The sequence below is a fragment of the Candidatus Competibacter denitrificans Run_A_D11 genome (assembly GCF_001051235.1).
Taxonomy (GTDB): Bacteria; Pseudomonadota; Gammaproteobacteria; order Competibacterales; family Competibacteraceae; genus Competibacter_A; species Competibacter_A denitrificans.
The window spans coordinates 1-12,466 of sequence record NZ_CBTJ020000018.1 but is presented as its reverse complement, the minus strand read 5'-3'; the positions used below and the strand labels follow the sequence as shown (position 1 = coordinate 12,466).

The window sequence follows — 12,466 nt, the reverse complement described above, 5'->3', positions numbered from 1 at the left end:
CGCGCGGCCAGCGGCCCGCGTCGGGCGAGGTCACCCACGGTTCCGCGTCGGGTTTGAGCAACGCGGCCCGCCGCACGCCGGGAAAGGCCGCGATCCGGGCGGCCCGCTCCAGCGCCGAAGCGGGCGATTCCAGAAACACCAGCCGGCTCTCGTTCGCCAACTGCCCGGTCACTTCGCCGAGGAACGCCAGCGCCAGGGATTCGAGACGCCACGCCAAAAATCCGCTGGACGCCAGCGCGATCGCCAGCGCGAGGCCCAACAAACCCAGGCTGGAGAGGACGGCCAGTTGGCGCCGAAAGCTGCCCGCCGCGAACCCGCGCCGGATCGACGTTCGGCGCTTCACCATACGGGCAACACCAGATCGAATTGCCGCTCGATGTCTGGAGGGACGTCGAGTTCCAGATGGCCGACCACCTTGAGATTGAGCGCACGCTTGACCGCGCGCAAGACCTCGACGCCGGCTCGGGCATCCGGGGTTCGCAACGCTTGCAAGGACAGCTCCGCCAACCGGCGACCCAACGAAATGTTGTCGGGATACAGCGCGAACAGCACCCCGCGCTTGACGTGCGCGAAGCTGTTGGAAAACACCGGCAAGCGACGCTGCCAGCTTTTCTCGATCACCAGCGGCAGAATCGTCTGGGAATCGATGATGCCGGCGTCCGCCACCAGCCAGAGGGCATCCGTCGTCGGATCGGCGGTTTTAAGGACGTGCAGAAACTGGCGGGCGGACTCGCGCAGATCGCCCGCTTCCAGCGGTTCCAATTCCAGACCACGGGCGGTGGCCGCGGTTCGGGCGAGATCCATCAGCCAACGGTCGTAAGCGGGATTAAAGACCACCCAAACGCGGCGTTTGGCAGGCGCGAGCTGTTGGAGCGTGGCGAACAGCAGAGCCGGATCGACGGCGAGACCGACGCCCGCGACGTTCGGGCGGGTTTGCGGGGAGGCGTCCAGCGCGCCGATGACCTGCGGGGTTTTCCGGCCGAGGTGTTCGTAGGTTTCGGTGGGCACCCGGCCCAGGGTGACGACGACGACCGGCGCTTCTTGATCGAGCCAGCGGCGCAGGGCGACCGCATCCGGGGCGGCAGGCAGCGCGTGCGCGCGAACCGTCTCTGCCGGCAAGCCCCGTTCGATCCCACCGAGAATTTCCGCGAAAAGCTGCCGGTAGGGCGCGTCGGTCTCCGGGTAGAGCACCGCGACCACGCGCGGCGGGTCGGCGTTCGCCACGCCGCCCGCCACGCTCGCGAGCAGGAGGACGATTGACAGGCCCGACGACGCCGCGCGGCGCCAGAAGCGGAGTACAGAGGGGTCGCCAGTCACTACCTTCCAACCCTGGAAGCGTCGTTATCGTTGTGGGAGGCCCGCCCCGACCACCGGGCACGAGCGGCTATGCCCTCTCACTTTATCCGGGATGGCAGCGCCCGGCCAGCCCCTTGGCGCCCTCACAGCGTCGGATCGTCCCGAATGCCTTTCTTGAGTTTGATCTGTTCCAAGAGGGGTTCCATAGGGACCGCATGAATGCTGGTCTTCAACCAGTATTGGTTGCGCTGGGTTTCGGGTCCGGCCAACCAGGTCACCAAGCCGCGCAGCGTGCGGGCGCACAAATCCGCTTGCAACGCGGTTTGCGCCGCCCGTTTTTCCAACGTCATCTGCTGGATCACGTTCAACACGGCATCCACCGGATCCGAGCGCCCCTCTTTCCGGTTGCCCTCCCCGTTTTGCAGCTTTTTGAAAAAGTCGAGGACCCGCTCCGGCGGATACAGCGCCAAGCCGATCAGGGCCGCCGCCACCACTCCGGAATAGAACGGCCGCGGTTCCGGGTCGATGCTGTCGAGCAGCTCCAGTTCGCGTTGGAACACCGCGACCGCCCGATACAGGTTGACCTCGGGCAAGGCGCGGCTCTGCTGCCCGCGGATGCCGCCGCGCAGGGCGATGTTCAGCGCGTCGTTCAAAAAACCGTGGCGGAGGCGCTTGGACCGCGGCTGGAACCCGCATTCCCGGAAACCGCCGTAGACTTGATCGTAGCGCGTCTTGGCGGCCGTGGACGCATCGAAGACCTCGTACAGTGCGTCCAGCTCCGCGCGGGACGCGACCGGATAAATCGTGACGCGCAGCACGGCTGGGCGCGGCAGCTGGCCCTGCTCCCACAAATAGCTGCGGGTATGGCCGTCCACCTTGTAGTACGCGCCGTCGAGACGCGCGGCGACGACCTGCGCCAGTTGGTTCGCCACCGCGCCGGTCGCCCCCCGGGCCTGCTTGAGATGCACCGCCCGGGCGTGGCGCGCGGTATTGCGCTGGTGCGGATGGTTAGGGAGCGCAATCCACGCCTCCACCGACATTTCCGCAGTGACGACGCCGCCGGCGTCCGCCAAAATGCGGAAATCGGGTTCGGAAACGGCGTTCGGGACCGCCGCAGGCTCGGCAGTCCGCTCCCGCTCGGACGCTTTTCGCAAGGGTTTTCTGGACAAGGTCTCTCATCCTCGTGACAAGGTTTTCCCGATTATAGATTATTTTTTTAAAAAAGCGTTCCGAAAACTTGAATTCATCCGTTTTCCGCTTTTACTATAGGGCAGCACGCCCGTAAAAAAACCGGGGATAGCCCGATGCCGGATCGGAGCGTGCGTGGGGGTACCCTATCTCGGGCTATTTTTGACCAGATAACCCCTCTCCATAGTTCGGACCGCTGGGAGGGCATCGATCCAGGGCGGGGCCTCGGTACCCGTTATTAAATCCCACGGGGGCGTTTTCCTGAGTTTGATCAAATCAAAACAGTCCGAACCCTTGACGATAGGTATGGAAGAAATCTTTATCAGCAATTATATTGATTATTAAAGATATTTTAACGGAGAACTCATGCCAGCACGCACACGATCCGAACGATTCGACCGGTGGCGAAGTGGGCGCCGCGCGGGTCCGGCCTCCGCCGACGCACCGACGATCACCGGGATATTATCAACCGCCGCCCCGGTGGGGACCCGGCGGCCCCCACCGGTAACACCGGTGAGGACCTGACCCCCACCGCATCCGAGGTGCCATGATGTCTACTCACCACCCACCGGGGACGACGTTCGCGCCGGATTTCGCGTTTCAAGTGGCGCTAGGCGTACTGGAAGCGTCCGATGCGCTCGCCGCTCGCCGTCGACCGATCACCCCGCAGGCCATCGCCCGTCAGTTCCGCGCTCACCTCTTCCTCACGCGTCCCACCCTCGCGCAGATCAAACACGGCCTGACCCAGGTCCAGTGCTGGCACAACCAGATGCTCACCCGTGACCTCCTTCACCATCGAAGCCAGCTTGTGACCTTCGGCGCTCAGTTGCAGGCGCAACGACGGCTGTTGGATGAGGATCAGTTTTATCTCGACAAAATGCTGCGGGAGACCGACGTCCTGCTCCACAATACCCTGACGGCACCCCACGGGACTCCGGGCCTCGCCACCGCCCCGGGGGCGGATCCGGCGGGGGCGCGGGAGACGTGAGCGGATTGCGCCCCAGGGGCGTTCACCCGCTATAATGGAGACCATCACCCGATGCCCACTCCGGGCACACCGACTGATGAGGTCCAACGACCGCCGAAGATAAAGATCGCCCACCCGAAAACCGCAAAACCCCCGCGTTTCGAGCGCGAGGGTTCGTTGGGAACATTTGAAAGTCGCCGTCCGTCGATCCGCTAAGGACGACAATCAGAAACTATGACCTGGTTCTGATTATAGCGGACTGGCAGTGACTTTCAAGACCCCAGCAAGGTGGCTGTACGCCTTTAAAAAGGGGATTGCATGAAAGTCCATACTGACAGAACGTCGAATCAGGGTGCACCCGGCGCCCCGGCGGCGTGTGCGCCCGGCCTGCTGGCGCCCACTCATCGGCAAGCCGTCGCTCGTGCTTCTGGCCGCCACCGCGGTCATGATCCGTGCGCGCCGCCATTCGCTCTCAGCACCCGCCTCGACGCCGCGACGCCGTGTGCGCTTCGGGGGCGGTCATGAGTTCGCTCGACGACGCGCTGACCGCCCTGGAGCGGGTCACCGGCTATCGCCCGGTGAAGTCGGGCGATGCCTACAAAGCCCGCTGCCCCTGCCACGAGGACCACAACCCCTCCCTGTCGGTCAAAATGAATGGCCGACTGTTGCTGCACTGCTTCGCCGGCTGTCCCTACGACCACATTATCGCGGCTCTCGACCTGACCCCGGGGCCGTCCACCGGCCCGCGGCAGATCGTGGCGACCTACTGCTACCGGGATGCCGCCGGCCTTGAGGTCCGCCAGAAAATCCGCTATGCCCCCAAGGACTTCCGTATTCGCCATCGCGGGCCCGCCGGGGAATGGATCTACAAGGCCGGCCCCGGTCCCGCCGTGCTCTATCGCCTGCCCGAACTTCGCCAGGCCATCGCCCAGGGCGTTACGGTCTTCGTGGTGGAGGGCGAGAAGGATTGCGACCGGCTCGCCGCCGGGGGCCTGATCGCCACCACCAACATTGAAGGCGCCGCGAAACCGGACCAGAAAGCCAAGTGGCGCCGGGAATACACCACGCAACTGGCCGGGGCCGCCCGCGTCGTTTTACTCCCCGACCATGACGAGCCGGGCCGGGCGCATATGGCGTACATCGCCCACGCACTGCGAGGTCAGGTCGGCGAGGTGCGGAGGCTGGAACTGCCAGGACTGCCCGCCAAGGGCGACGTGTCCGACTGGCTGAATCAGGGGCACACCCTGGAGGAACTCCAGGCGTTGGCGGCCACCGCGCCGGTGTTCGCCGCGCCACCCGTTCCCGCCCCGGCGCCCGCTCGCCCGAGCAACCCGACCGGCCAGGCCGAGGCCGTCTACTGTCCCCCGACCGTCAGCCCCTGCACCCATCTGGCGAACTCGCACCGGATCCGCCACTACTACCAAGGCCGCATTTGGTATGCGCTCGGGCTCGGCTGGGTGCTCTGGACCGGCCAGTTCTGGCGGCCCGATCCCACCAGCGAAGGGTCCATCGCCACCGGCTTCGTCGACGGTCTGTCGCGCCTCATCGCCCGGGAATCCGCCACCCTCGCCCGCCGCGCCGCCGATGAAGCGGATGAAGACCGGCGCAAGTCGCTCATGATCCAAGCCGAGGCCCTGCTGAAATGGGCGGTGCAATCCGAGCACGAACGCACCATCGCGGCAGGATTGAAGCTGTCGAAACACGCGCTGCTGATCGAATACGGCGACCTCAACGCCGATCCTTGGCTGTTCAACGTCCAGAATGGCACCGTCGACCTCCGTACCGGCCAATTGCGTCCCCACGACCCTGCCGACCGCATCACCTTCATCGCTCCCATCACTTACGACCCGGCCGCCACCTGCCCGATGTGGCTCTTGTTTTTGTCTCAAGTGTTTGCCGGCGACGACGCCCTGGTGGCTTTCATTCAGCGTGCAGTCGGTTGGTCGCTGACCGGCGTGGTCAAGGAACGCGCCCTGTTCTTCCTGTACGGCGACACCGGCAAAAACGGCAAGACCACCCTGGTGGAGGCCATCATGAAGCTGGTCGGTAACTGCGGCGAATCCAGTTATGGCTACGGCCGCAAGGTGGGTGCCGACACCTTCATGAAGTCGAAAAACCCGGAGGATAACCAGCGCAAGGCGGCGACCTTAGCCGGGCCGCGCTTCGTCTGCACCAGCGAAGTCGATGAAGAACACCGACTCAATGAGCAGTTGATCAAGGACATCACCGGCGGCGACACCATTGAAGGGCGTCGCCTCTATCAGGAAGCCTTCACCTTCAAACCGCAGTTCAAACCGTGGATGTACGGCAACCACAAACCGGAAATCCGCGGCACCGATGACGCCATCTGGTCGCGCGTGCGGCTGGTACCCTTCGAGGTGAGTTTTAAAGGCCGCGAAGACCTCGACCTGGCCGACAAGCTGGAAGCGGAACTACCGGGAATCCTGAACTGGGCCATCCGTGGCTGCCTGGATTGGCAACGCAACGGGCTGCAACCACCCGCCAAGGTACAGGCCGCAACCCAAGCCTATCGCGAGGAAATGGATGTGTTTGGGCCGTTTATCGCTGAGTGTTGCATTATTCATCGCAACGCGGAAGTGTTGTCGAGCCAGCTATGGGCCGCTTACCGGGATTGGTGCGCCGCAAACGGTGTGAAGGAAGAGAGTCAGACAAAATTAGGTAAATATATGACTTATAAAGGATTTTATTTGAAAAAGACCGTAGGAAAAATCAAGCGATTGGGAATTGGACTTATTGCTCTGGACGGTGGGGGGCATTAGGGATAGTAGGGAGGGTAGGGATAGTTATTCCAGAAAGTTCCCTTAAGAAAGCTTCTATAGGGACTTTTCGGAATAACCCTCCCTACCCTCCCTACCCTCCCTACCCTCCCTACCCTCCCTATCCTCCCTATCCTCCCTACCCTCCCTATCCTCCAGAATCATCCCAACCCTGTAAAAAGGTTAATGTGTAGGTGTAGGTGTACGTCTAACTTGGCCCAAGCGATGACCTTGAAGCTTGGTGCTACGCTTCTAACTTGGAATAGGTCATGATGACTAAAAATAGTTAAAAATAAATAATTTATATAAAAAACTATAAGATTGTTTGTTTTTTACAGCTTCTCAGTCGCCGCTAGCGACCGTCCAGTAGCGTTGGTTACTGGAACTGGCGCACGCCGACCGATATGGAGACAATCCGGCACTTACCGGGGGTGGCACGGGGAAGCGCGCCGAAGGCCCGTTGCAACACGGCCCATCAAGGCACTATCGTTACTCGCCTCAATTTCCCAACGGCTCGCCCCCTGAAGTGCCTAACCCCGCCCCACCTTAACCCGAACCCATGAGCAAGAGCGACAAACGCACGGTCAACGCAGGGCGATCGCGCTAAGTGGGGGATTGACAGGAGACGGATTGCTGGGATCACCAAATCCGGATCATCGACTGGAGAGAACTGATGCGGCCCCAACTGCTCGACCCGCGCCCGTATTTCGCCGATCTGCCCGATCCGCGCCGCGAGACGCGCAACAAGCTCCACAAACTCCAGGATATTCTGATGATGGTTCTGTGCGCGGTGTTGAGCGGGGTGGAGGACTGGGTGGGCATGGCGGACTTTGCCGAGGAGAAGGAAGACGGGCTGCGAGGCTTTTTGGATCTGCCCAACGGCATTCCCTCGCACGACACCTTGAGCGACGTGCTGGGGCGGATCGATCCGGTGGCGTTCCGCGCGGCGTTCACGGCCTGGGCGACAGCGGCGCGCCCGGATTTAGCCGGTGAGCAGGTCTGCGTGGACGGCAAGGCCGTGCGCGGGAGTCGGGACGGCGAGCACCCGGCGGTGCATCTCGTGAGCGCATTTGCGGGGCAGGCCCGCTGGGTGTTAGCGCAACAGGCCATCGCCGAGAAATCCAACGAGATCACGGCCATTCCCGACCGGCTGGCCCTGCTCGATCTGCACGGGGCGGTGGTGTCCGCCGATGCGATGGGTTGCCAGAAAACCATCGCGCAGGCCATCGTCAGCGGGGGAGCAGATTATGTGTTAGCCCTCAAAGATCATCATCCGACCCTGTGCGAAGAGGTCGAGGTCCAACTCTGGCTCGATACCGAAGTCGCGGGCGGGCGCTTACCGGTCCAGGAAACGGTCGAGAAAGACCATGGCCGCATTGAGATTCGGCGCTCTGCCCTGAGCGGCCACATCGACGGGCTCGACGCGAAACCGGACTGGGCAGGGCTGCAAGCGGTCGGCCGGGTGGAGTCCATCCGGATCATCGGCGATCAAATCAGTACCGAAGGTCGCTATTTCCTCAGTTCGTTCGCGGATCAAGAACGGTTTGCTGCCAGCGTGCGTGGTCACTGGGGCATCGAAAACCAACAGCACGGGGTGTTGGATGTCCCGTTTGGGGAAGATGCTGGTCGGACACGCCATGATCACTCGGCCGAGAACTTGGCCCTGATTCGCCGCATCGCCCTGAATGTGCTGCGTCATAACGGCTCCCCGCGCGACAGTATCCGTCGCCGCAAACTGCGCGCCGCCCTCAATGATGAGTACCGGTTGCGCCTCTTGTTGGGTACCCCTATCCCGGCTACCCCATAGCGCGATTGCCCTGCTGACCCCAGCCACCCCATAGCGCGATGGCCCTGCTACACGCCCGACGTGCTGGTCCGCTATCGGCCGGTGCTGACTGGCCAACCCGGTGGACCGCCGGCCTTGTGCGAGGTCAAATATCGCAGCGATCTGCGCGAGCACGGTGCGGAGTACCGACCTAAATTCACGGCAGCCCGGCGCTATGCCCGCGACCGGGGATGGCGATTCCGCGTCGTCACGGAGCGGGAAATCCGCACGCCGCGGCTCAGGAACATCCGTTTTCTTTTGCGTTACCGCCCAATGCGGGTTGACGACACGGACCGCGATGCCTTGTTGACCGCGCTCCGGACGCACGGCACGGCCACGCCGGACGCCCTGCTGGCGCTGGCCCGTCTCAATCCTCTCCGGTACGCCGAGGCGTTGGCCACCTTGTGGCACCTGGTGGCGACCGAACAGATTGGGGTCGATCTCGATCGGTTGCTGACCCCGTACAGCGTGCTCCGAGCACGCACCGACCGTGGCGACGGCGGTGCCCGACGCCCGGCGAACCCTAGTCCCGTGGATGCTGGCGAGGACGAAGATGGCCCGCGCTGAAGACGGTGTCGCACCCGCTCCTCCCGATCTCAGCACGGTTTCCGAGGCGAACTGGCGGATCGCGGAGGCGCGCTACGCCGCGATTCGTCCGTTGCTGGAAAGCGAACGGCGCTCGGTGGTGGACGTGGAGCAATGCGCCCGCCAGGCCGGGGTGGATCGGGCCACGCTCTATCGCTGGCTGGACCGCTACCAAGCGACGGGGCAGTGCTCGGCCTTGTTGCCGGGCAATTCCAAGGGGGGGTGCGGGGATAGCCGGTTGAGCGACCCTGTGGAAGCGCTCATCACCGCGGTGATCGACGACCATTACTTGACGGCCCAGAAGCCGAGCGCGGCGGCCACGTACCAGGAACTGCGACGGCGCTGCTATCAAGCTGAAGTTGCGGCCCCGCACATCAACACGCTGCGCGCGCGCATCGCCCGGATCGCCGGCTCGGTCCGGCTGCGCCGACGCGAAGGAACCCGCGCGGCCCGGGATCGCTACGACCCGGTCGTGGGCGCGTTTCCGAACGCGGACTGGCCGCTGGCGGTGATCCAAATCGACCACACCCCGGCGGACGTTCTGGTGGTCGACGACCGCCAACGGTTGCCGATCGGTCGGCCCACCTTGACCGTGGCCATCGATGTGTTCAGCCGGGGGGTGGCTGGTTTTTATCTCGCCCTGGACCCGCCCTGCGCCCTGTCGGTGGGACTCTGCCTGGCGCGGGCCATCCTGCCCAAGGAGACTTGGCTGGCCCGGCAGGGGATCGACGCCCCCTGGCCGATCGGCGGGCTGATGGACTGCGTCCACGTCGATAACGCGCCGGAGTTTCGGGGTGCCATGTTGCAGCGGGCCTGCGCCGAATACGGCATCGACCTGCACTGGCGGCCGGTCGGGCGACCGCATTTCGGCGGTCATATCGAACGGCTGTGCGGCACGCTCAACCAGGCCATCCATACCTTACCGGGCACCACCTTTTCCAATCCCGCCGAGCGCGGGGATTATCCGTCGGCACAAAAGGCCGCGATGACGCTCGACGAGCTCGAACGCTGGCTGGCCGTCTACATCACCCAGGTCTATCACCAGAAGCTCCACCAGGGCCTCGGGATGTCGCCACTCAAAAAATACCAACAGGGCATCCTGGGGGACGGCGAACGACTCGGTTGTGGCCTGCGGCCGCTACCCGCTGATCCCGAACGGCTACGGCTCGATTTTCTTCCCTACGTGGAGCGGACGGTGCAACCCTACGGGCTGCGGATCGACGAAATCTATTATTACCACGACGTCCTCAAGCCGTGGATACGCGCCGCGCAGCCGGGGTCTGCGAAGCGGCCACGCACCTTCGTCGTGCGGCGGGACCCGCGCGATATCAGCACGGTTTTTTTCTTCGATCCCGAACTGAAGCAGTATTTTCCCATCCCTTACCGCCGGCTGGCGGCACCGAGCATGAGTCTCTGGGAACTGCGCGAGGTACGGCGTCGGCTCAAAGCCGAAGGCCGACACAGCATCGACGAAGCGGCGTTGTTTGCCGGTTACGAGCGTCTCCGCCAGATCGAAGCGCAGGCTCTCGACGCCACCCAAAACCGGCGCCGTGCCCAGCGGCGGGACCACCATCAACACCGAGAACCCCTCGATCCATCGGTCGGCTGCGCCGCGAGACCGGACGTTGACGGGGCCAGCCTTCCCGAGGCCATCACCCCCTTTGCCGACCGTTATGTCGGTCGCCGGCGCGAATGAACGCCGCCGCCGACGGCTCGCATCTGGACCCGAGCGCCCGTGCTCAGCTCGACCGCGGCCCGGACGAACGCTTGACGTGGCTGTTGCAGCCCCGCTGGATCGGCTATACCCAAGCGCAGACGGCATTGAGCCGGTTGGAAGCGTTGATGCGCCATCCGCCCACCCATCGCATGCCGAACGTGCTGCTGGTCGGGCCCACGAACAACGGCAAGACCTGCATCGTCCAGCAGTTTGCCGACCGTTATCCCGCCCTTCTCGCCGAGGATGGCGAACGTCGCCTGTGCCCGGTCGTCACGCTGCAAATGCCGCCGGTTCCCGATGAAGGCCGGTTTTACGAAGAAGTGCTGGAACAGGTCCAAGCTCCCTACCGGTCGCGGCTCCCAGCCGGGCACAAACTGGCACAGGCCCGTCTGCTGCTGCGTCATCTAAAGGTGAAAATGCTGATCATCGATGAGTTACATCATCTGCTGGCCAGCCGCCTCGAACCGCAGCGGATCGTGCTCAACACGCTCAAATTCCTCGGTAACGACCTGCAAATTCCCCTGGTGGGCGTGGGCACCGCGGACGCGTTGCGCGCCATTCAAACCGATCCGCAACTGGCCAATCGGTTCCGGCCGTTGGCGCTACCCAAGTGGACCTTGAACGACGAGTACCGCAAGCTGCTGGCCAGCTTCGAACGCTTGCTGCCGTTGCGCCAACCTTCGCGCCTGCACGCGCCGGAAGTGGCCGCCGAATTGCTGGCGCTCAGCGAAGGTACCATTGGGGACTTGGCGACGGTGTTGAACCTGGCCACCGAGGCGGCGATCCGCTCGGGCCAGGAACGGATCGACTGCGCGCTGCTGCGCGAGCTGGATTGGGACCCCCCTTCTCTTCAGCGCCGACGGGCCAGCGAGTTGGCGGATTGACGGGAATGCCGCTATGTGGCTTGAGTTGGAACTGGATCGTCTGTCCCTGAGCGCCCAGCGCCCGCCGCGGCCGCTACCTTGGCCAAGCATCGAAGAGGTCGAGATCGTTCGGACGCTGGGTTTCGTCGCCCCGGTCACCGTCCGCTCGCTCCCGGCGACTCACCCCACCCGCTACGAGATCATTTCCGGTGAGAAACAATGGCTCGCGGCTCAGAAAGCCGGGCTGTCGACCTTGGCGGCGTTCGTCCGTGACGACCTGGACGATGCAGCGGTCCGACGGGTACAGAGCTTGCCCCTGGAAGGCGTCCCGTCGAACCCGATCCAGGAAGCGCGCGCACTGGAACAACGGGTGCGGCAAGGCCTCAGCATCACCCGCGCCGGCGCCGCCCTGGGCTACACGCGGTCGGTAGCGTCGCACTTGCTCCGCCTCCTGCGCCTGGAGCCCACCGTCCAACAATGGATCGCCGAGGGGACGCTTTCCGTCGGTCAGGCCAAAGTCCTGGTCGGGCTGGAACCCAAACGCCAGCTCCATCTGGCCCGCCGCATTCGCCTGGAGCGGCTGACTGTGCGGCAAGTCGAAGCCTTGATGCGCCAAATTCGCCGCGATCCCCGCGACCCGGCCACCGTCGCGTTTAACGCCGACCCTCGCGATCCCGATCACGCGCGGTTCGAAGATCGGTTGTCCGAACAACTCGGAGTCCCGGTCACCCTGGAGTATGCTCGGGCCAGGTCCGGGCGCTTGATCCTCGCCTTCAGTAATCTGGACGTTCTCGATGGCCTGCTCGAACGACTCGGCTATCGCGACGACGGGGGCTGAGGCCGGGGTCAACGCGGCGGGATCCGCCACGTACGTTCGGCAACCTCGCAACCTTTGAGGTCGGACTGCGGCTCGGCTGAATTCGGGTTGATCAAGCTGGGCGGGGCGCAATGACTGGGCCTCGTCCCGATTCAGTCGCAACGACTTCTGTGAAAAGTCGCAACGACTTCTGGAGATGATTGCGCATTTCACATCAGTCGCAACGACTTCTGTGAAAAGTCGCAACGACTTCTGGAGATGACAGCGGGCAAGCCAAGGTCGAACGGGTGCGGACCCACAAGAAGCGGGAGGATAAGCACCGCCAGCAGCGCGAGATCGAACGGCGCAACCGCGAGGCCAAGGCCGCCCGCAAGGCGGAACACGAGCGGGCGGCGCGCGGGCACCAGGGGCCGAGACCGGCGCCCGGCCGC

Annotated in this window: 11 protein-coding genes; 7 read left to right on the top strand and 4 right to left on the bottom strand. The window is 64.0% G+C overall.

Annotated elements, in window-relative coordinates; translation table 11 throughout:
* The 3 genes from BN873_RS01980 to BN873_RS01970 all read right to left on the bottom strand — a co-directional run.
* Positions 1-346, bottom strand: a 346-nt coding sequence (locus BN873_RS01980; RefSeq protein WP_048670299.1) for a hypothetical protein, incomplete at its 3' end; no start/stop codon positions are given.
* A complete protein-coding gene (locus BN873_RS01975) occupies positions 340-1,224 on the bottom strand; it encodes an ABC transporter substrate-binding protein (protein WP_048670298.1) in 885 nt (294 codons plus the stop codon). The genes BN873_RS01975 and BN873_RS01980, both read right to left, overlap by 7 nt.
* A gap of 215 nt (positions 1,225-1,439) precedes the next feature.
* Positions 1,440-2,465 (bottom strand): hypothetical protein, encoded by a 1,026-nt coding sequence (locus BN873_RS01970; RefSeq protein ID WP_139031631.1) that lies wholly within the window; start codon positions 2,463-2,465, stop codon positions 1,440-1,442.
* A 566-nt stretch (positions 2,466-3,031) separates the two neighbouring features.
* Between BN873_RS01970 and BN873_RS01965 the strand changes: the two genes are divergently transcribed.
* The 7 genes from BN873_RS01965 to BN873_RS01935 all read left to right on the top strand — a co-directional run bounded on the left by BN873_RS01965 (position 3,032) and on the right by BN873_RS01935 (position 12,056).
* A complete protein-coding gene (locus BN873_RS01965; RefSeq protein ID WP_048670296.1) occupies positions 3,032-3,472 on the top strand; it encodes a hypothetical protein in 441 nt (146 codons plus the stop codon).
* Positions 3,473-3,972: 500 nt separating this feature from the next.
* Positions 3,973-6,231 carry a phage/plasmid primase, P4 family gene (locus BN873_RS01960; RefSeq protein ID WP_048670295.1) on the top strand — a complete coding sequence of 753 codons (2,259 nt, stop codon included), beginning with the start codon at positions 3,973-3,975 and terminating at the stop codon, positions 6,229-6,231.
* A 670-nt stretch (positions 6,232-6,901) separates the two neighbouring features.
* Entirely contained in the window at positions 6,902-8,035 is a 1,134-nt protein-coding gene (locus tag BN873_RS01955) for an ISAs1 family transposase (protein WP_048670294.1), read from the top strand.
* 30 nt (positions 8,036-8,065) lie between these two features.
* Positions 8,066-8,620 carry a TnsA endonuclease N-terminal domain-containing protein gene (locus tag BN873_RS21115; RefSeq protein WP_374727149.1) on the top strand — a complete coding sequence of 185 codons (555 nt, stop codon included), beginning with the start codon at positions 8,066-8,068 and terminating at the stop codon, positions 8,618-8,620.
* Complete coding sequence (locus BN873_RS01945) at positions 8,607-10,334, top strand: Mu transposase C-terminal domain-containing protein (RefSeq protein WP_053085209.1); 1,728 nt, start codon at positions 8,607-8,609, stop codon at positions 10,332-10,334. Before BN873_RS21115 ends, BN873_RS01945 begins: the two co-directional genes overlap by 14 nt.
* A 71-nt stretch (positions 10,335-10,405) precedes the next feature.
* Entirely contained in the window at positions 10,406-11,239 is an 834-nt protein-coding gene (locus BN873_RS01940) for a TniB family NTP-binding protein (RefSeq protein WP_242434350.1), read from the top strand.
* 13 nt (positions 11,240-11,252) lie between these two features.
* Positions 11,253-12,056, top strand: a complete 804-nt coding sequence (locus BN873_RS01935) for a ParB/RepB/Spo0J family partition protein (RefSeq protein WP_048670292.1) — start codon at positions 11,253-11,255, stop codon at positions 12,054-12,056.
* A 188-nt stretch (positions 12,057-12,244) separates the two neighbouring features.
* Here BN873_RS01935 and BN873_RS20680 read toward each other — a convergent pair.
* Positions 12,245-12,466: hypothetical protein (locus BN873_RS20680; RefSeq protein WP_206778870.1), on the bottom strand; the 222-nt coding region annotated here is incomplete at its 5' end.